This is a genomic window from Streptomyces sp. NPDC091377 (genome assembly GCF_044757045.1).
Taxonomy (GTDB): domain Bacteria; phylum Actinomycetota; class Actinomycetes; order Streptomycetales; family Streptomycetaceae; genus Streptomyces.
Map to the genome: position 1 here is coordinate 337,275 of NZ_JBIVUE010000006.1, position 19,580 is coordinate 356,854.

At 72.3% G+C, this 19,580-nt stretch carries 11 protein-coding genes and 1 tRNA gene; 7 read left to right on the forward strand and 5 right to left on the reverse strand.

Annotated elements, in window-relative coordinates; genetic code table 11:
* Positions 1 to 48: 48 nt before the first annotated feature.
* A tRNA-Gln gene (locus ACIQNG_RS16285) sits at positions 49 to 119 on the reverse strand.
* An 18-nt stretch (positions 120 to 137) separates the two neighbouring features.
* On the reverse strand, positions 138 to 998 hold the full coding sequence (locus tag ACIQNG_RS16290; RefSeq protein ID WP_401434251.1) for a hypothetical protein: 861 nt from the start codon (positions 996 to 998) through the stop codon (positions 138 to 140).
* A gap of 167 nt (positions 999 to 1,165) precedes the next feature.
* On the opposite strand from ACIQNG_RS16290, the gene ACIQNG_RS16295 reads away from it, so the two are divergent.
* Complete coding sequence (locus ACIQNG_RS16295; RefSeq protein WP_401434253.1) at positions 1,166 to 2,533, forward strand: sensor histidine kinase; 1,368 nt, start codon at positions 1,166 to 1,168, stop codon at positions 2,531 to 2,533.
* Positions 2,534 to 2,545: 12 nt separating this feature from the next.
* On the opposite strand, the gene ACIQNG_RS16300 is transcribed toward ACIQNG_RS16295, so the two are convergent.
* Together ACIQNG_RS16300 and ACIQNG_RS16305 are read right to left on the reverse strand one after the other, a co-directional pair.
* Positions 2,546 to 3,088, reverse strand: coding sequence for an SUKH-3 domain-containing protein (locus tag ACIQNG_RS16300; RefSeq protein ID WP_401485526.1), 543 nt, complete (start codon positions 3,086 to 3,088; stop codon positions 2,546 to 2,548).
* 212 nt (positions 3,089 to 3,300) lie between these two features.
* The gene (locus ACIQNG_RS16305; protein ID WP_401434257.1) at positions 3,301 to 3,819 is read right to left on the reverse strand and encodes a YwqJ-related putative deaminase; all 519 of its coding nucleotides are present in this window, start codon (positions 3,817 to 3,819) and stop codon (positions 3,301 to 3,303) included.
* Between the two features lie 344 nt (positions 3,820 to 4,163).
* Here ACIQNG_RS16305 and ACIQNG_RS16310 point away from each other — a divergent pair, with 344 nt between their 5' ends.
* From ACIQNG_RS16310 to ACIQNG_RS16320, 3 genes are all read left to right on the forward strand, one after another.
* Positions 4,164 to 5,162: an SMI1/KNR4 family protein gene (locus tag ACIQNG_RS16310; protein ID WP_401485528.1), complete on the forward strand. Its 999-nt coding sequence runs from the start codon at positions 4,164 to 4,166 to the stop codon at positions 5,160 to 5,162.
* A 7-nt stretch (positions 5,163 to 5,169) separates the two neighbouring features.
* The gene (locus tag ACIQNG_RS16315; protein WP_401485530.1) at positions 5,170 to 7,977 is read left to right on the forward strand and encodes an SUKH-4 family immunity protein; all 2,808 of its coding nucleotides are present in this window, start codon (positions 5,170 to 5,172) and stop codon (positions 7,975 to 7,977) included.
* Between the two features lie 337 nt (positions 7,978 to 8,314).
* Positions 8,315 to 9,172, forward strand: a complete 858-nt coding sequence (locus ACIQNG_RS16320) for a cellulose-binding protein (protein ID WP_401434263.1) — start codon at positions 8,315 to 8,317, stop codon at positions 9,170 to 9,172.
* A gap of 189 nt (positions 9,173 to 9,361) precedes the next feature.
* On the opposite strand, the gene ACIQNG_RS16325 is transcribed toward ACIQNG_RS16320, so the two are convergent.
* Positions 9,362 to 10,885 (reverse strand): MFS transporter, encoded by a 1,524-nt coding sequence (locus ACIQNG_RS16325; RefSeq protein WP_401485532.1) that lies wholly within the window; start codon positions 10,883 to 10,885, stop codon positions 9,362 to 9,364.
* A 723-nt stretch (positions 10,886 to 11,608) separates the two neighbouring features.
* On the opposite strand from ACIQNG_RS16325, the gene ACIQNG_RS16330 reads away from it, so the two are divergent.
* From ACIQNG_RS16330 to mfd, 3 genes are all read left to right on the forward strand, one after another.
* Positions 11,609 to 12,397 (forward strand): ABC transporter ATP-binding protein, encoded by a 789-nt coding sequence (locus tag ACIQNG_RS16330; protein ID WP_401434267.1) that lies wholly within the window; start codon positions 11,609 to 11,611, stop codon positions 12,395 to 12,397.
* On the forward strand, positions 12,394 to 14,973 hold the full coding sequence (locus ACIQNG_RS16335; protein ID WP_401485533.1) for an ABC transporter permease: 2,580 nt from the start codon (positions 12,394 to 12,396) through the stop codon (positions 14,971 to 14,973). The genes ACIQNG_RS16330 and ACIQNG_RS16335 overlap by 4 nt, the downstream gene beginning before the upstream one ends.
* 911 nt (positions 14,974 to 15,884) lie before the next feature.
* Positions 15,885 to 19,451, forward strand: a complete 3,567-nt coding sequence (mfd, locus tag ACIQNG_RS16340; protein WP_401485535.1) for a transcription-repair coupling factor — start codon at positions 15,885 to 15,887, stop codon at positions 19,449 to 19,451.
* Positions 19,452 to 19,580: the final 129 nt, after the last annotated feature.

Genomic DNA, 19,580 nt, shown 5'->3' on the forward strand with positions numbered 1-19,580 from the left:
GTGGGCCCTGACGGTGCTGTCACCGTCAGGGCCCATAACAGGCAGATGCTCCCGGGGGAGGACTCGAACCCCCATGATCAGAGCCAAAATCTGACGTCTTGCCCTTAGACGACCCGGGATTTCCGCTATGTCCGATTCTATTGATCGGCTCGGCGTGCGGACTCCACTATGCCGTACCAAGACCCTTCAATGCGACGGTACAAGTCGGCCCCCTGAAGGACATTGATCACGAGGCAGCCCCGGTAGGTGTCGCCCACGTTCTTGCGGACCGTCTTGGGGTTGTGCTTCTTGAGCGTCGTCTTGTTGAACGCCGGGCGATCGGCTCCGACGAGGTCGGCCCAGTACCGCTCGGCACCCTCCTGGTCGCCCGTGGCGTGGATCATGACCCGGTACCGCAAGCGCCCGGGCTCCACCCCGAGGAGAGCGAGCCAGGCCAGGTAGATCCGAATCACGTCGGGGTCGCTGTTGACGAACTGCACGCACTCCCGCCTGGCGTGTGGCTTGTCCTTCGTCCCTTCGGCCCAGTAGAGGGCCACACCGGTCATGAACAGCTCCCGGGGGGTCAGGGAGCCGATCTCGGCGGCGGCAGCGGCCTTGGTCCGTCGCCGCTGTTCGTCCCGCACCGCCAGCTCGTGCTCCCATCGCTTGCGCGCGGCCAGCTTCGCCTGCTCCGTGGGGTCGCGCCGCTCCGGCTTCGGCAGATCGCGCACCCACAGCGAGATCGAGCCCTTGGAGCACCCCAGCTCCGCCTCGATCCGGTCGTACGTCCAGCCCTGGAGGCGTAGCTCCCGGGCCCGCTCGCGGAGGTCGTCCTTGGCGTTCGGGCGCTTCGTCCACTCCGGGGGCGGCTCGCCCTTCACCAGCTTGTGGAGGAGGTCGTTGTTGTAGACCTTCAGCTCGTCCCGGATCTGTCGAAGGCTGTGGCCGGCCCGTCGTAACGCCACCGCCCGCTCGCGCAGCTCTTCGAAGTTCGTGTACCTGCTCGGTGCGTGTGCCATGGGCATACCCTCCGGCGGAATGTCCCGTTCCGGGGTGGGGTCGCCGTTGGTTCAGCAGTTCGAGGGATTCCGGCCGTTTTCGTTGTGGTTCGGTCACGGAGTGTGGTGTGAGCGGAGTCGTGGAAACTCGCCGGAAAAGCGGGCGGCGGCGCCCTTAGGCTGGAGCCATGACCACGACGGGGGAGAGCCACACCGCAGGCCCGGCAGGGTCCGCAGGGTTGTGGTGGTGGTCGCGGCGGCGCAGCGCGGTGCTCGATGGGAGCCTCGCCTTCGTCTCCGCGATCGAGTGTGCGCTGGAGGGGATCCCGTTCGCGGGTGACGCTGGGATTCCTACGGGGGCGGGGGTCGTCTTCGGGCTGGTGGCCGGATCCACTCTGTTGGTGCGGCGCCGCTGGCCGCTCCTGGTGGTGCTGGTGTCGATGGCGATCACCCCGGCCCAGATGGGCTATCTGCTGGGTCTGGTCGGGCTGTACACGCTGGCCGCCTCCGAGTTGCCGCGCCGGATCATCGGGGCGCTGGCGGGGATGTGTCTGGCGGCCGGGACGATCGTCGCGTACGTGAACATCAACCAGGACGCGCGGAACGCGACGGTGGAGCTGGCGGACTGGTTCGTGCCGTTCGCGTCGATCATGACCGCGCTGGGGCTGACGGCGCCGCCTGTGCTGCTCGGGATGTATGTGGGTGCGCGGCGTCGGCTGATGGAGAGTCTGCGGGAGCGGGCCGACAGTCTGGAGCGGGAGTTGCAGCTGCTCGCGGAGCGGGCGGAGGAGCGGGCCGAGTGGGCGCGTGGTGAGGAGCGGACGCGGATCGCGCGGGAGATGCACGATGTGGTCGCGCATCGGGTGAGTCTGATGGTGGTGCATGCCGCGGCGCTTCAGGCGGTGGCCCGTAAGGATCCCGAGAAGGCGGTGAAGAACGCGGCGCTGGTGGGTGACATGGGTCGTCAGGCGCTGACGGAGCTGCGGGAGATGCTGGGGGTGCTGCGCAGTGCCGAGGGGGCGGCCGGGGGGTCCGGGGTCTCCGGGGGCAGGGTGGCGGGTTCCGGGGGTTCCAGGGGGGCGGAGGTGCCGTTGGCGGCGGTGGGGGAGGCCGCGGCGGCGGCTGCTTCACGGGCGGCGCGGGAGCGGGCCTGGATGTCCGAGGGGCCGTGTCTGGACGAGCTGGAGGAGTTGATCGGGCAGTCCGCGGCGGCCGGCATGGTGGTGGCGCTGTCGGTCGAGGGGGAGTTGCGGGCGTATGCGCGCGAGATCGAGCAGACGGCGTACCGGGTGGTGCAGGAGGCGTTGACCAACGTCCACAAGCATGCGGCGGGTGCGAAGACGTACGTACGGCTGGCTCATCGGGTGACCGAGATCGCGATGCAGGTGGAGAACGAGCCTCCGCCGGAGCTGACGGGTGCGGCGGCGCGTCTTCCGTCCGGGGGCAATGGTCTGGTGGGGATGCGGGAGCGGGTCGCCGGTCTGGGCGGGGTGTTCGTGTCCGGTCCGACGGACGCGGGGGGTTTCCGGGTGTCGGCGGTGATTCCGGCGTCGTAGGTGTGCGGCCGGTCAGTCGGTTGCTGGTGCCGGTGCCGGTGCCGGTGCTGGTGCTGGTGTCGTCGCTGTGGTGAGGCGTTCGGGTTCGGTGCCGGAGACCAGGGTGGTGAGGGCGCGGTCCATGTCGGGGCCGAGGTACCAGTCGCCGGTGTGGTCGAGGGCGTAGACGCGGCCTTCGAGGTCTATGGCGAGCAGGGACTGGGTGTGGGGTTCGGCGCCCAGGGGGCTGACCTCGGTGCCGAGGGCGCGGCCGAGGTCGCCGAGGGTGCGGGCGAGGTGGAGGCCGTGTATCGGGTCGAGGTGGAAGACCGCGGGGGCGATGCGGCGGCCGGGTCCGGTGGGGGAGATGTGCAGGGCGCCGAATTCCGCCCATGCCTCGACGGCGGCGGGGAACACGGCGTGCCGGTGGCCGGCGGGTGAGGTGTGTTCGCGTAGGGCGTCGGCCCAGATCTCCGCCTGTTTGATGTCCCAGCGGCCGGGCGTCCAGCCGGCGTCGCGCAGGGCGGCGTCGACGGGGACGGGGAAGCGGGTGGTGGAGGTGCGGTCGGTGTGCATCTGCCCTTCGTTCGTCCGGGGTCGGGGGTCGTGCGGTGAAGCGGTGGTGCGGTCGTGTGGTTGTACGGTCCTGCGGTGGTGCTGTGGTGTGCGCGTGGTGTGTGTGGTGCGGGTGTGCCGGTGGTGTGTGGTGTTGTGCCTCTGGTGTGTGGGGCGGGGTGAGGGTTCTGCCGTCAGGTCGGGTGGACTGTGTGCAGGCCGGCCCGGGTGGGTCAGCCGTTGTGGCCGCCGGTCGGGTCGACGACGCGGACGCCGAAGTGGGCGCTGAGGGCGGCGCAGGCCCGGCAGGGGGCGGCGAAGGCGCCGTGCAGGGGGTCGCCGTCCTCGCGGATGCGGCGGGCGGTGAGCTTGGCCTGTTTGAGGGCTTTGCGGGCCTCGCCGTTGGTCATGGGTCTGCGTGCGGCGCGTTTGCTGCGGGCGGCGTCGGCGACGCCGATGTGCCGGGAGATGAGGATGGTCTCGGCGCAGCGTCCGGTGAAGCGGTCCCGTTGGGCGCTGGGCAGCGAGTCGAGGAAGTCCTGGACGAGCGGGTGCAGCGCGGGTGGCTGGTCGCCGCGGGCGGCGGTGCCGGTGAGGGTGGTGCCGCGTACGGAGAGTGCGGCGGCGATGGTCGGGAGGATGCCGTCGCGGCGGTGGCGCAGGGCCGGTGCGTGCGCGGTCTCCGCGCTGCTCCAGCCGACGCGGGGGTCGCCCGACGGGGCGTGGTGCGCTCCCGTTTGCGTCGCGTTCATGGTCGTGTTTCCCCTCCCGTGCATCCCCCCGGCCGGTCCAGAGTGCCAAATGCCGTGCCTGGTGGGGAAGCTGGGGCCGTGCGACACGCCCGTGTTTGGGCACGCTGTCACGGGGGTGTGACGGGTGGTCACGGACGCGGAGGTGGTGTGACCGGTGCCGCGGCCGGTGCCGGTGACCGGCCTTGCCGTTCCGCATAGGCTGTCGGCACCGCGATGCGCGCGGTCAGCGCGCCGGTGACCGCTGAGTGCCAGCTGAGTGCCAGTGGAGACAGTCGGATACGGGGTGTGGTGGGCCGATGACGGCTCTTTGCGGCCCGTACAGAGTGCCGCAGGGGGCAACCGCCATGACAGCAGGTCGGCTCGGGCAGCAAGCCGCGCCGCCGAACGCGGCCTATGCCGGGCAGGTCGTTCATTTCCCGGATCCGGTGCGGGCGGCACGTCACCCGAGAGGGGTACGGGTCGACGAGCGTGGTTACCCCGATTTCTCGCTCTACGCGCGCGCGGCGGTCGAGATCGCGGAGCCGCCGGAGGGGTTCGGGGTCGATGAGCTGCGGCTGACGGACTATGTGTCGGCGAACGCGGCGCTGTCGGCCTCCGGGCACGATCTGTGGGACACGGTGTCGCCGGTGGCGACGCCGCACGGCTGGACCTGGCATCACGTGGTGGGCTCCCGGCGGCTCCAACTGGTGCCGGTCGAGGTGAAGGCGTTGCTGCGGCATCACGCCGGGATAGCGACGTCCGCCGTCGATCAGAACAAGCGGGGCACCCGGCCGCTCCAGGAGACCCGGCCCGCTCATTTCGGGTTGCCGAAGTCGGGTGTGGCGGTGACGGAGCAGCAGGTGCTGGGTGTCGAGGAGGATCTCGGTTACCGGTTGCCGGGCCCGTACCGCTCGTTCCTGAAAGCGGCGGGCGGTTGTGCGCCGGTGGGTACGGCGCTGGACGCCGAACTCGGGCTCCTGGTCGACCAGCCGTTCTTCACGGTGCGTGACGAGGCGGCGGTCAATGACCTCGTGTATGTGAACAAGTGTCTGCGCGATCACCTCACCAAGGACTACCTGGGGGTGGGTTTTGTGCAGGGCGGGCTGCTCGCGGTGAAGGTGAAGGGCGAGCGGATCGGTTCGGTGTGGTTCTGCGCGTACGACGACGCCCGCGACGTGGATCCGTCCGTGCCGCCCGCGGAGCGGGTGGAGCGGCTGTTGCTGCCGTGCGGTGAGGACTTCGACACGTTCCTGTCGCGGCTGGCGGGCTCTCCGCCGGAGTTGGAGACCGTGGCGAATCTGATGGTGGACGGCGGCTTCGCGCATGTGGTGCCGGTCGCGTCCGCGGCTGCGGCCGGGGAGTGAGTTGACGATGGTGACGTTCGCGCAGGCGCAGGAGCGCGCCGAGGAGTGGGTCAACGGTGATGTGCCGTCGTACCAGCACCGTGAGGTGCGGGTGCGGGAGTTCGATCTCGGGTTCGTGGTGTGGGCGGAGGACCGCCCGGACGGGCCGCGTTCGGACGGTGGGGCGCAGCGGCTGGTGATCGCCCGGGACAGCGGGGAGGCCACGTTGTGGCCGTCGCTGCCGGTGGGCGAGGTGATCCGGCGGTACGAGGAGGAGTACGGCGGTGCCGTGGACGCGGCGCCCGCCGCGGCGCCGGGTGCCGCGGCGCGGGTGGATCTGAATCAGACGTCGTTCCTGCTGACTCCTCCGGAGTGGTTGCAGGAGGCGGCGGACAAGCTGGGGATCCCGGATCGTCGGGGGGCCTCGGGGGGTGGTACGTCGGGCTCGGCTTCGGGGGCCGCTTCGGATTCGGATGGGGGTGCCGGTGGGGGGCTGCCGGAGACCCGGGGCGGAGTGCCTGTCGGGGGTGGTGCCGGTGGGGCTGGTGGTACCGGTGGTGGAGCCGGGTCCGGTTCCTACGGTGCCGGTGCCGTTGCCGGTGGTGGCGTCGGCGGTGCGCCGGGTGTGCCGGCCGGGGCGACGCCCTGGGCGGGGACGGACACCAATGGCGACGGCGGCGAGGACCGTTCCGTACCGCTGCCCGCGACCGTGTTCGCGCCGCCGCTCAGCGGCAGTGACGACGACGATGACCGGCCGTCGTCCGTGGAGCCGGAGGCGGCGACCGCGCTGATGTCGGGTGGCAGCCAGCTTCCGCCCACGGCGGTGGCGCCCGCGTTCGACGACACGCCGCCGCCCGGTGCCGTTCCGCCCGGCGCGGTCCCGCCCGGTGCCGGTCCGCCGGGGAGCACGCCGCCGCCTGTGGGTCCGCCGCCGGGGAGCATGCCGCCGCCTGTGGGTCCGCCGCCTCACGCAGGCCCTCCGCCCGCAGGCCCCCCGCCCGCAGGCCCTCCGTTCCAGGGGAGTCCGCCCCCGCCGGGGGCCACACCCGTGCATGGTGGTCCGCCGCCCGGGAGCACTCCGCCTCCGGGGCCGCCGGGGAACGTGCCGCCGCCGGGGAGCACGCCTCCGCCCGCGCCGACGTACGGCTATCCGCAGGCGGGCGGTCCCGGTGTTCCGGGGGCTCCCGGCATGTCCGCGCCCGGGGTGCCCGGGACACAGACGCCGCCGGGTGTGCCGTACGGCGCACCGCAGGGCGCTCCCGGTCCGGGCCGGCCGTCCGCCGCGCACGCCGGTGACATCGCCGACGCCGCGACCAGCAAGGCGAGCCCGCCGCCGCGCCGGGGCCGGGGTGTGGCCCCGCCGCCTCCGCCGGGCGCTCCGGGCGTCCCGGGCGCGCGGGCGAACGCGGGGGGCACACCTCCGCCGCCGTCGCCGCCGGGGGTGCCGAACGGGCCCGCCGCGCCGGGGACGCCGCCGCCTCCGCCCGCGCCCGGTGCTCCGGGAGGGACGCCGCCCGGTGGGATGCATCACGCGGCGACGATGCTGGCCGACGCCGGCCGTGGGGGCACGCCGCCCGGCGCCTTCCCCGCCCCGGGGGCCCCAGGTGCCCCGGGTGCGCCAGGTGCTCCCGGGGGTACCGGCGGTGGGCGGGGTGCCGTGCACTACGCCGAGACGATGCTGTCCGGCCCTCCGGTGGGTGGCCCTCCGGTGGGCGGGCCTCCGGTGGGCGGTCCTCCGCCGGGTGGGCGTGGGATGCCTCCCGGGCCTCCCGGGCCTGCAGGGCCTCCCGGGCCTGCCGGGCCTCCCGGGTCGGCGATGCCCGGTGGGCAGGGGCCGGGGTACGGGTATCCGCAGCAGGGTCAGCCGACGGTCGGGCCCGGCTACCAGGCCGTGCTGCGCTATCGCGCGCAGGACGGCTCGGAGCAGCAGCTCATCCGGCGTTCCGCGCCGGGCACCCCGCACCCGGAGTGGCAGATCTTCCATGAGCTGCGCGGCATGAACGTGCCGCCGGACCAGGTGCTCGAACTCCATACCGAGCTGGAGTCCTGTGAGCTGCCGGGCGCGTACTGCGCGCGGATGATCCGGGAGCAGTGGCCGCAGGCGCGGATCACCAGCATCGCCCCGTACGGCACGGATCACGCGAGCCGCCAGCAGGGCATGCGCCAGCTCCTGGCCCACCAGGGCGAGTTGCACCAGGTGGCCGACGGTCCCGCGCGGCCGGGGCCGGTGCGGGCGCCGCTGATGCCGGTGCAGCCCGCGCCGCCGGTGCCGCCGGAGGCCGTGGCGCAGGAACTGGCCGGGGCGTTCGGGCCGGGGATCTTCCGCTTCGAGCAGGCGGCGGTGGCCCGGCAGGGGGTGCCGCCGGTGGTGGCGCACACCCTGGTGGTGGCTGGACTGCCGGTGGACATGGGCCCGTTCTTCTGGGCGCAGGCCCAGCCGGGGCGGCCGGTGCCGACGCTGGCGGAACTGGCGGCCGAGCGCGGGGTGCAGCCGGCGGCGGACGCGGGCTCGTACCTGGTCATGGGCAGCGACTTCGGCAAGGGGATCTGCGTCCAGTACGGCACGGCGAACATCGTGGCCGTACCGGTGGAGGCGGGGCCGGGCGGGGCGCCCGTACCGCCGCAGTTCGTGAACACCGGGCTGCTGGAGTTCGCGCGCTGTCTGGCGCTGCTGGGCCGGATGTGGCGGCTGCGGTTCGGGTTGAACCAGGAGCAGGCGGGCCGCTGGACCGTCGACTTCCAGGCTCAGCTCGCCGCCCTCGACCCGGCGGCTCTCGGGTCGCCGGAGAGCTGGTGGTCGGTGCTGCTGGAGCAGATGTGGGACGGGCTGCTGTGACCCGTTCCCGCCCGCACGGGGGCTGACAGCAGAGGCTGACAGCAGGGGCTGAGCGCAGGGGCTGACAGCAGGGTCCGCGCAGGGGGAGGGGCCGTTCCCGGTCGTCGTACCGGGGGCGGCCCTTCGGCGTGTGCGCTGTGCCTGCGTACCGGCATATGGCCGTACGGCCGCCTTGCGTGAGGGGGCCGTAACCTCTCTGCGGAGTGTCGCGTTATGGGTGCTTCTGTCTGATCCGCCAGGATGTGCGCCACATCAGTCTGCACGCACATCCGTGTCGCGTGGTCCGGCGGAGAGGGGTTCCAGGGTGAGCGGCCAATCGGTGTCTCCACAGGGGTTCATGACCGTCCGGGGGCGTGGTTACCGTCCCGATCAGGTCGAGGCGTTCACAGCGGCGCTCTCCCTGGACCGGGACGCGGCATGGGAGCGGGCGGCGCGGCTGACCGTGCTGGCCAAGGACATGGGGGCGGAGGCGGCGCGGCTGCGCGAGATCCTCGACACACTGCCGGAGCAGACGTACGAGGCGCTCGGTGAGCGCGCCCAGGGGGTGCTGCGGCTGGCGGAGGAAGAGGCGGCGGACGTACGGCACCGGGCGCGGCGGGACGGGGAGGCGTGGGTCGCGGAGGCCGAGGCGTACGGCCGGCGGGTGGGCGGTCAGGCGCGGGAGGAGGCGGACGCGTTGCGCGCGGAGGTCGAGGAACGCGCGCGTCAGCTGCTGCTCGCGGCGCAGGCGGAGGCGGACGACCTCCGGATCGGGGCCCGGCGTGAGATCAAGGAGAGCCGTGGGGAGGCTCTTTCGGCGCTGCGTGAGGTGCGGCAGCGTACCGAGGGGCTGCTCGCGGAGCAGGAGAGGGAGCACGCCGAGCGCTGGGCGCTGGTGGAGCGGGAGACCATGGAGTCCGCCACCTGGTACGACTCCGGCGGGGTCGACCGGATGGCACGAGCCGAGGCCGACCTCGCCGACGCCGAGCGGGCGCTGGCGGCCGAGGAGGAGTCCGCGCGGCGCCTCCAGGAGGAGGCAGGTGTCCGGGCCGGTGAACTCATCGCCGAGGCCCGCCGGAACGCGGACCAGATCGCCCGGGAGACCGAGCGGGTGCTGTGTGAGCACGGCGAGCGCTGGGACGACGTACGCGCCCAGATGGACCGCGTCCGCAGCAGCCTGGCCGCGCTGACGGGCGGCAGGGCGACCGCGGAGTAGCGCGACCTGCGGGGTAGCGCGACCTGCGGAGCGGGGCGACGGCAAAGCAGAACGACGGCGAAGCAGAACGACGGCGGAGCAGAACGACGGCGGAGCAGAACGACGGCGGAGCAGAACGACGGCGGAGTGGCGTGACCGCGGAGTGGCGTGACCGCGGAGCAGGTCGGGACTTCTCCGCGCGGCCCGCGTTCAGTTGTCGGCCGCGTTCTCCTTGTGGACGGGGAAGCGGCGTGGCGCCACCGTCAGGAGCACCACGAAGGCGACGGCCGCGGCGCAGGCGGCGCCGAAGTAGACGGTGTGGACGGCGTCCGCGACGGCCTGCCGGGTCGCCCCCGACGCGGCACCCGTACCGAGCCCGTGGGTGACGGCCTCGATGCCGCCCGTGCCGCCGAGCCGCCCCGCGAGCACGCTGTTGGCGACCGCGCCGAAGACGGCCGCGCCGATGGTCTGGAAGGTCTGGCGGCAGAACAGCACCGACGCGGTGGCGGTGCCGCGTTCGGCCCAGCCGACGGAGGACTGGACGCCGACGATCAGGGGGAGCTGGAACAGCCCCAGGGCGGCGCCCAGCAGCATCATCAGCAGCGTCGGCTGCCACGCCTCGCCGGGGTAGGGCAGGAACGGGAACGCGAACAGGATGAGGGTGGCGGCGCCGATGCCGAGCACGGCGGTGTCGCGGAAGCCGATACGCCGGTACACATGCTGGCTGAGCGCGGCCGACACCGGCCAGGTCAGCGTCCACACGGAGAGCACGAACCCGGCGGCGACGGGCCCGAGTCCCAGCACCGTCTGGGCGTACAGGGGCAGGAACACGGTCGGTGCCACCATCAGCAGCCCCAGCGCGCCGAGCGCCAGATTGACGGAGGCGATCGTACGGCGGCGCCACACCCAGCCGGGGATGATCGGTTCGGCGGCCCGGCGCTCGATGACCACGACCAGCGCGGCCAGGGCGAATCCGGCGCCGAACACCGTGAACGACGGCGCTGAGAGCCACGGCCAGGCCACCCCGCCCTGCACCACGGCGGTGAGCAGGACGCCCCCGCAGGCGAAGACGGCGAGTGCGCCCGCCCAGTCCACGCGCGGGCGCGTGCGCGGCCGTACGCGCCGGGGCTCGTGCAGATGACGGACGATCAGCCACAGGGCCAGTCCCCCCAGGGGCAGGTTGATCAGGAAGATCCAGCGCCAGTCGGCGTACCCGGCGAGCAGTCCGCCGACGCCGGGTCCCGCGACCGCCGACACCGCCCACACGCTGGACAGCCTGGCCTGGATCCGGGGGCGTTCCTTGAGCGGGTAGAGGTCGGCGGCCAGGGTCTGGACCGTGCCCTGGAGCGCGCCGCCGCCCAGACCCTGGATGACGCGGAAGGCGATGAGCGCGGCCATGTTCCAGGCCAGCGCGCACAGCAGGGAGCCGGCCAGGAAGAGCGCGGCGCCGACGACGAGCACCGGCTTGCGGCCGAAGGTGTCGGAGAGCTTGCCGTAGACGGGGAGGGTGACGGTGACGGCGAGCAGATAGCCGGAGAAGAGCCAGGAGAAGACGGAGAAGCCACCGAGATCGCCGACGATCTGCGGTACGGCGGTGGCGACGACGGTGCCTTCCAGCGCGGCCAGCCCCATGGCGAGCATCAGCGCGGCCACGACGGCACCGCGCTTCTGAGTGGTGGCGGGTCCGGCGGCGGCAACATCGGTGCCGGATGTCGCGGGTCTGCGGGTGCCCACGCGGTCCCCTCCCAAGATTTAGTTTCCCTCTACAGCCATCTGCCTGCGACAGCTTCCCACCACAGGGGCGTGCGGGGGAGGCTCGCAAGCCGCTTCCCGGGAGTGACTTGGGGCTCACAAGGGGAGTGACTTGACCCTCACGTGGCCGGAGGGTGGAGGCTCACCGGGTCGAAGGGTGCCGCCGACCCTGAGAAGAACTCCCCTCGGCGGGGGGCTGCCCCTAGGGGTACCTCAGTACCGAGGGTCGGGGAGGGTTCGTACCGTCGGAGGACGAGCGGGCCCCCGGGCCGTCCTTAATCTGGCTTTACGTCGAAGGGGGGGGCGCCGAGGGGCGCCGAGGGGTGATGGGGGGCGCCGAGGGGCGATGGGGGCGATGGGGAGCGATGGGGGCGATGGGGAGCGTCGAGGTACTTCGGGGAACGTCGGGGAGGGGTCGAGGAAGAGGCTGAGGAAGAGGCCGAGGAAGAGGCCGAGGAGGCGGTTCACCGCACCTCGGGGGGTGGGGTTTTCCTCAGCAAAAGACTGCGCTGAGCACCAGGGCGCGGGACCCCCCTCCGCCGGGAGACTCATCGACGTACCACCGCACCACCGTCGTACCGCCGTTGTTCCACCGCACCACCCTCGTTCCACCGCACCACCCTCGTTCCACCCTTCGCTTCACCCACTGCTTTCCGCGACCTGGTCGCCGGACGTTCAATCAATGACCGACATAGGAGACATACCGTGACATCGGCTGTGACCATTCCCAGGCACGGGGGCACTGGAGGGCGTACGGCCGTTGCCGCGCGGGCTCGGCAGGTCGTGAAGGCGTACGGGTCCGGGGAGACCCGGGTCGTCGCCCTGGACCACGTCGATGTGGACATCGCCCGCGGTCAGTTCACCGCGATCATGGGCCCCTCGGGCTCCGGCAAGTCCACCCTGATGCACTGCCTCGCCGGTCTCGACACCGTCACCAGCGGCGAGATCTACCTGGACGAGACCGAGATCACCCGGCTCAAGGACAAGAAGCTCACCCAACTGCGCCGCGACCGGATCGGCTTCATCTTCCAGGCGTTCAACCTGCTGCCCACGCTCAACGCGATAGAGAACATCACCCTGCCCATGGACATCGCGGGCCGCAAGCCGGATCCCGCGTGGCTGGACCGGGTCGTGGAGACCGTCGGTCTCGCCGGGCGGCTCAAGCACCGGCCGACCCAGCTCTCCGGCGGCCAGCAGCAGCGGGTGGCCGTGGCCCGCGCCCTCGCCGCCCGCCCCGAGATCATCTTCGGCGACGAGCCCACCGGGAACCTCGACTCCCGCGCGGGCGCCGAAGTCCTCGGCTTCCTGCGCCGGTCGGTGACCGAACTGGGCCAGACCATCGTCATGGTCACCCACGACCCGGGCGCCGCCTCCTACGCGGACCGGGTGCTCTACCTCGCCGACGGCCGGATCGTCGACGAGATGTTCCACCCCACCGCCGACCAGGTCCTGGACCGCATGAAGGACTTCGACGCCCGGGGGCGCACCTCATGAGCGTGTGGAAGACCTCCCGGCGCAACTTCCTCGCGCACAAGGGGCGGATGGCCCTGTCCGCGGTGGCGGTGCTGCTGTCGGTCGCCTTCGTCTGCGGCACCCTGGTGTTCACCGACACGATGAGCACGACGTTCGACAAGCTCTTCCAGGCCACGGCCTCCGACGTCACCGTCAGCACCAAGGAGGCGTCCGACGGCGACGAGACCACCGCCGACAACGGCAAGCCGCCGGTGATGCCGGGGTCCGTCCTCGACAAGGTCAAGGACACCGAGGGTGTGCGGGCCGCCGAGGGCACCGTCTCCTCGACCTCCGTCACCGTCATCGACGCCGACAAGGACAACCTCTCGGCGGCCGGCGGCGCCCCGACCATCGTGGGCAGCTGGAACACCGGTGACGCCCGCACCATGGAGATCGCCGAGGGTGCCCCGCCCAAGGGCGCCGGCCAGATCATGGTCGACGGCGACACCGCCGACAAGCACGACCTCACGCTCGGCGACGAGATCCGCGTCATCAACGCCCTCGGCACCCACAAGGCGAAGATCTCCGGCATCGCCGACTTCACGGTCACCAACCCCGGCGCCGCGATCTTCTACGTCGACACCCCGACCGCCCAGCAGATCCTGGTCGGCGAGGCCGACGTCTACACCAGCGTCCATGTCACCGCGGCGGCCGGCTTCACCGACGCCCAGGTGAAGCAGAAGGTCGCCGCCGCCCTCGACGGCGACTACCAGGTGCAGACGGCCAAGGAGGTCGCCGACTCCAACGCCGCCGGCGTCGAGGAGCTCATGGGCGTCATCAAGTACGCCATGCTCGGCTTCGCCGGGATCGCCTTCCTCGTCGGTGTCTTCCTCATCATCAACACCTTCTCGATGCTGGTCGCCCAGCGCACCCGCGAGATCGGCCTGATGCGGGCCATCGGCTCCTCCCGCAAGCAGGTCAACCGGTCCGTGCTCGTCGAGGCGCTCCTCCTCGGCGTGGTCGGCTCCCTCCTCGGGGTCGGCGGCGGTGTGGGACTCGCCGTCGGGCTGATGAAGATGATGGGCGCCGCGGGCATGAACCTGTCCACCGACGACCTGACCGTGGCCTGGACGACCCCCGTGGTCGGCATGGTCCTCGGCGTCATCGTCACCGTCCTCGCCGCCTACCTCCCGGCCCGCCGCGCCGGCAAGATCTCCCCGATGGCCGCGCTGCGCGACGCCGGAGCCCCCGCCGACACCAAGTCCGGTGTCATCCGCGCGGTGACCGGCCTGGTGCTCACCGGCGGCGGAGGCTTCGCCCTCTACCTCGCGGGCAGCGCCGACAAGGCGAGCGAGGGCGCGCTGTGGCTGGGTCTCGGCGTGGTGGCCACCCTGATCGGCTTCGTCGTCATCGGCCCGCTGCTCGCGGGCGGCGTGGTCCGCGTCCTGAGCGCCGTACTCCTACGGGTCTTCGGCCCCGTCGGCCGGCTCGCCGAACGCAACGCCCTGCGCAACCCGCGCCGCACCGGTGCCACCGGCGCCGCGCTGATGATCGGCCTCGCCCTGGTCGCCTGTCTGTCGGTGGTCGGCTCCTCGATGGTCGCCTCGGCCACCGACGAACTCGACAAGAGCGTCGGCACGGACTTCATCATCCAGAGCGACAGCGGCCAGCTCATCACCTCGCAGGCCGTGCAGGCGGTCAGGGAGACCCCGGGCATCAGCCATGTCACCGAGTACAAGTGGACACAGGCCGACTTCGGGACGCCCGACGGCAAGAAGCTGAAGAACACCGCGATCACCGCCGCCGACCCGACCTACGCCACCGACCTGCGGGTGGAGACCGTCGCCGGTGAACTGGCCGACGCCTACCGGCCGGACTCGATGTCCGTGCACGAGGACTTCGCCAAGGACCACGGCATCAGCCTCGGCTCCAAGATCTCCGTGGACTTCAAGGACGGCGACACCGCCGAACTGACGGTCCGCGCGATCACCAGCAGCGAGGCGGTCATCGACGCGGGTGCGATGTACACCTCCATCGAGACGCTCGGCAGCTATGTGCCGGCCGACAAGATGCCCTTGGACATGCTGCTCTTCGCCGGTGCGGAGGACGGTCAGGAGAAGGCCGCCTACCAGGCGCTCCAGACCTCCCTGGACGACTACCCGCAGTACACCGTCCGGGACCAGAGCGACTACAAGGAGAACCTCCAGGACCAGGTCGGCCAGCTGCTGAACATGATCTACGGCCTGCTGGCCCTCGCGATCATCGTCGCCGTCCTCGGTGTGGTGAACACCCTCGCCCTGTCGGTGGTGGAGCGCACCCGCGAGATCGGCCTGATGCGGGCGATCGGCCTCTCCCGCAGGCAGCTGCGGCGGATGATCCGCCTGGAGTCCGTGGTGATCGCCCTGTTCGGCGCCCTCATCGGCCTCGGCCTGGGCATGGGCTGGGGCGCCACCGCCCAGAAGCTGCTCGCCCTGGAGGGCCTGAAGGTCCTGGAGATCCCCTGGCCGACCATCATCGCGGTCTTCATCGGCTCCGCCTTCGTGGGCCTGTTCGCCGCGCTGATCCCGGCCTTCCGGGCGGGCCGGATGAACGTCCTGAACGCGATCGCGACGGACTAGCGGACCGAGGACCGACCAGCGGTCGGGGGACCGACTGGCGGTCGGGGGACGGCCCAGCGGTCGGGGGACCGACCGGCCCACCGGCCCGCCGGGATGTCGGGGGCGGGCCAGGGGAAGCCACCGCACACGGGGGTTGCGGGGGAACGGCCCCGGCGAGCGCGCAGGGCGCTTGCCGGGGCCGAGGGCTTTCCGGGCCCGCACCGGAAAGGCCCGTTGAGGGGCCCGGGTCCGGTGGCTGCGGGCGGGGCGGTCTCCGCCGGACGCGGACCGGGCACACCGGCGTCGGGGGCGGGTCCCTCTGTCATGGGACACGGGAGCGGAGCGGGTCGTAGGCCCGCAATCGAACAGGATGGGGCGCGGGGAGGTTACCTCTCCCGGGGGACGCGCATGGGGCGGGCAGGGGGCGCGTGGGGAGGCGGGTGAGCCGTGGCGCGCGGGCGTCCCGGTGGGGTGGGGGACGGCGCCAGGGGCGGGTACGGCAGCCGTGCGGGCCGGGGTGAGAGCGCCGTAGGGGCGGGTGGGGCGGTCGTGGGGGCCGGGCTGGGACACCCGTACGGGTGGGCTGGGACGGCCGTGGGGGCGGTGACGCGGCCGGACCGGGGCGCCGGGCGCTTTCCCACCGCACCGGCGTGTGTCGGTGGAGCGTCGTACGCTGGAGAACCCCCGGCCCGTGACGCGTGTCGGGCCCTTCGTGCTGCCCACCCGCCCCTCTGACCCACATCCCGCCCACCTGACCCCCGGCTCCCCGCCCCGACCCTCTCGCCGGCCCCGACCCTCCTGACCTCCCCCGGAACCTCTCGACTCCCCCTGAGCCTCTCGCCCCCCCGACCGCCCTCGCGTCGCCCCGGTCCCCTCGGTCGTTCACCCGGTCCTCGGACCGCCCATCTCACCCCCGGACGGAAAGCCCCTCCATGAGCCTGCACGGTCTGCTCGACGCCGTCGTCAAGGACGCCGCCCTCGCGGAAGCGATCAGGGCGGCTGCCGACGGCAACCGCATGCACATCGATCTGGTCGGCCCGCCCGCCGCCCGCCCCCTCGCGGTGGCGGCGCTGGCCCGCGAGTCCGCCCGCCCGGTGCTCGCGGTCACGGCCACCGGGCGCGAGGCGGAGGACCTGGCGGCGGCCCTGCGCTCGCTGCTGCCGCCGGACGGCGTCGTGGAGTACCCGGCGTGGGAGACCCTGCCGCACGAGCGGCTGAGCCCGCGCAGCGACACCGTGGGCCGTCGGCTCGCCGTGCTGCGACGGCTGGCCCACCCCCGCCCCGACGACCCCGAGACCGGCCCCGTCTCCGTCGTCGTCGCGCCCGTACGGTCCGTGCTCCAGCCGCAGGTCAAGGGCCTGGGCGAGTTGGAGCCCGTCGCGCTGCGCACCGGTGAGAGCGCCGATCTCAACCAGGTCGTCGAAGCCCTCGCCGCGGCGGCGTACGCGCGCGTGGAGCTGGTCGAGAAGCGCGGCGAGTTCGCCGTACGCGGCGGCATCCTCGATGTGTTCCCGCCCACCGAGGAACACCCCCTGCGCATCGAGTTCTGGGGCGACGACATCGAGGAGGTCCGCTACTTCAAGGTCGCCGACCAGCGCTCCCTGGAGGTCGCCGCGCACGGCCTGTGGGCGCCGCCCTGCCGTGAACTGCTCCTCACCGACGACGTACGTGCCCGCGCGCGGGCGCTGGCCGAGCAGCACCCCGAGCTGGGTGAGCTGCTCGGCAAGATCGCCGAGGGGATCGCCGTGGAGGGCATGGAGTCGCTGGCGCCGGTGCTGGTGGACGACATGGAGCTGCTGCTGGACGTGCTGCCCCGGGGCGCGATGACCGTCGTCTGCGACCCGGAGCGGGTGCGGACCCGGGCCACCGACCTCGTCGCGACCTCGCAGGAGTTCCTCCAGGCGTCCTGGGCGGCCACCGCGGGCGGCGGCGAGGCCCCGATCGACGTCGGCGCGGCCTCCCTGCGCTCCCTCGCGGACGTCCGGGACCACGCGCGTGAGCTGGAGATGATGTGGTGGACGGTGTCGCCGTTCGCCGCCGACGAGACACTCGGGACGCTCGGCGCCACCGCCGGCGCGGAGGGCGACACCGACACCCTCAAGCTCGGCATGCACGCGCCCGAGACCTACCGGGGCGACACCGCGCGGGCCCTCGCCGACACCAAGGGCTGGCTCGCCGACGGCTGGCGCGCGGTGTACGTCACCGAGGCCCACGGCCCGGCCGCCCGCACCGTCGAGGTCCTCGGCGGCGAGGGCATCGCCGCCCGCCTGGACGCCGACCTGGGCACGCTCAACCCGTCCGTCGTGCATGTGGCGTGCGGTTCCATCGACTACGGCTTCGTCGACCCCGCGCTGAAACTGGCCGTGCTCACCGAGACCGACCTGTCCGGGCAGAAGGCGGCCGGACGCGACGGCGCCCGGATGCCCGCCCGCCGCCGCAAGACCATCGACCCGCTCACCCTGGAGGCGGGCGACTACATCGTCCACGAGCAGCACGGCGTGGGCCGCTACATCGAGATGGTCCAGCGCACCGTGCAGGGCGCCACCCGCGAGTACCTGGTCGTGGAGTACGCGCCCGCCAAGCGCGGCCAGCCGGGCGACCGCCTGTACATCCCCACCGACCAGCTCGAACAGATCACCAAGTACGTCGGCGGCGAGGCCCCCACCCTGCACCGGCTCGGCGGCGCCGACTGGACCAAGACCAAGGCGCGCGCGAAGAAGGCGGTCAAGGAGATCGCCGCCGACCTCATCAAGCTGTACAGCGCGCGCATGGCGGCCCCCGGCCACATCTTCGGGCCCGACACCCCGTGGCAGCGCGAACTGGAGGACGCGTTCCCCTACGCCGAGACGCCCGACCAGCTCACCACCATCGCCGAGGTCAAGGAGGACATGGAGAAGTCCGTCCCCATGGACCGCCTGATCTGCGGCGACGTCGGTTACGGCAAGACGGAGATCGCGGTGCGGGCCGCGTTCAAGGCCGTCCAGGACGGCAAGCAGGTGGCCGTGCTCGTGCCGACGACGCTGCTGGTGCAGCAGCACTTCGGGACGTTCAGCGAGCGGTACGCGCAGTTCCCGGTGCGGGTGAAGGCGCTGTCCCGGTTCCAGACCGACAACGAGGCCAAGGCCGTCCTGGAAGGGCTGCGCGAGGGCTCCGTAGACATCGTCATCGGCACCCACCGGCTGTTCTCCGCCGAGACCCGCTTCAAGGACCTCGGGCTCGTCATCGTGGACGAGGAGCAGCGCTTCGGCGTCGAGCACAAGGAGCAGCTGAAGAAACTCCGCGCCAACGTCGATGTCCTGACCATGTCCGCGACTCCCATCCCGCGCACCCTGGAGATGGCCGTCACCGGCATCCGTGAGATGTCCACCATCACCACCCCGCCGGAGGAGCGCCACCCGGTGCTGACCTTCGTCGGGCCCTACGAGGAGAAGCAGATCGGCGCGGCCATCCGCCGTGAACTGCTGCGCGAGGGCCAGGTCTTCTACATCCACAACCGGGTCGAGTCCATCGACCGCGCGGCGGCCCGGCTGCGGGACATCGTCCCCGAGGCGCGGATCGCGACCGCGCACGGGCAGATGTCGGAGTCCGCGCTGGAGCAGGTCGTGGTGGACTTCTGGGAGAACAAGTTCGACGTACTGGTGTCGACCACGATCGTGGAGTCCGGCATCGACATCTCCAACGCCAACACCCTGATCGTGGAGCGCGGCGACACCTTCGGCCTCTCCCAGCTGCACCAGTTGCGCGGGCGCGTCGGCCGGGGCCGGGAGCGCGGGTACGCGTACTTCCTGTACCCGCCGGAGAAGCCGCTGACGGAGACCGCGCACGAACGGCTCGCCACCATCGCCCAGCACACCGAGATGGGCGCGGGCATGTACGTCGCCATGAAGGACCTGGAGATCCGCGGTGCGGGCAACCTCCTCGGCGGTGAGCAGTCCGGGCACATCGCGGGTGTGGGCTTCGACCTGTACGTCCGTATGGTCGGCGAGGCCGTCGCCGACTACCGGCGTCAGCTGGAGTCCGGCGAGATCGAGGAGCCGCCGCCGCTGGAGGTCAAGATCGAGCTGCCGGTCGACGCGCACGTCCCGCACGACTACGCGCCCGGCGAGCGGCTCCGGCTCCAGGCGTACCGGGCGATCGCCTCCGCCAACTCCGAGGACGACATCAAGGCCGTGCGCGAGGAACTCACCGACCGCTACGGCAAGCTGCCCGAGCCGGTGGAGAACCTGCTGCTGGTCGCCGGTCTGCGGATGCTCGCGCGGGCCTGCGGGGTCGGCGAGGTGGTGCTCCAGGGTACGAACATCCGCTTCGCGCCGGTGGAGTTGCGCGAGTCGCAGGAACTGCGGCTGAAGCGGTTGTACCCGGGCAGCGTGATCAAACCGGCGGCCCATCAGGTGCTGGTGCCGCGCCCGAAGACGGCGAAGGTGGGCGGGACGCCGCTGGTCGGGCGGGACTTGCTGGGATGGGTGGGGGAGTTCTTGGCGTCGGTGCTGGGGTCGTAGAGGCGGGTGGGGGTGTCGGGGCGGGGCCGGGGCCGCGGGCTTGGTGTGGGGAGTGCGGGGAGGCTCGGGGCGTAGGGGAGCAGGGGAGCAGGGGCGTAGGGGAGCAGGGGAGCAGGGGGAGGCTTCGGG

Excerpts from the sequence above, each read along its gene's own strand:
- ACIQNG_RS16290 (WP_401434251.1), bottom strand. The coding sequence starts at position 998 with ATGGCACACGCACCGAGCAGGTACACGAACTTCGAAGAGCTGCGCGAG.
- ACIQNG_RS16295 (WP_401434253.1), top strand. The coding sequence starts at position 1,166 with ATGACCACGACGGGGGAGAGCCACACCGCAGGCCCGGCAGGGTCCGCA.
- ACIQNG_RS16300 (WP_401485526.1), bottom strand. The coding sequence starts at position 3,088 with ATGCACACCGACCGCACCTCCACCACCCGCTTCCCCGTCCCCGTCGAC.
- ACIQNG_RS16305 (WP_401434257.1), bottom strand. The coding sequence starts at position 3,819 with ATGAACGCGACGCAAACGGGAGCGCACCACGCCCCGTCGGGCGACCCC.
- ACIQNG_RS16310 (WP_401485528.1), top strand. The coding sequence starts at position 4,164 with ATGACAGCAGGTCGGCTCGGGCAGCAAGCCGCGCCGCCGAACGCGGCC.
- ACIQNG_RS16315 (WP_401485530.1), top strand. The coding sequence starts at position 5,170 with ATGGTGACGTTCGCGCAGGCGCAGGAGCGCGCCGAGGAGTGGGTCAAC.
- ACIQNG_RS16320 (WP_401434263.1), top strand. The coding sequence starts at position 8,315 with ATGACCGTCCGGGGGCGTGGTTACCGTCCCGATCAGGTCGAGGCGTTC.
- ACIQNG_RS16335 (WP_401485533.1), top strand. The coding sequence starts at position 12,394 with ATGAGCGTGTGGAAGACCTCCCGGCGCAACTTCCTCGCGCACAAGGGG.
- mfd (WP_401485535.1), top strand. The coding sequence starts at position 15,885 with ATGAGCCTGCACGGTCTGCTCGACGCCGTCGTCAAGGACGCCGCCCTC.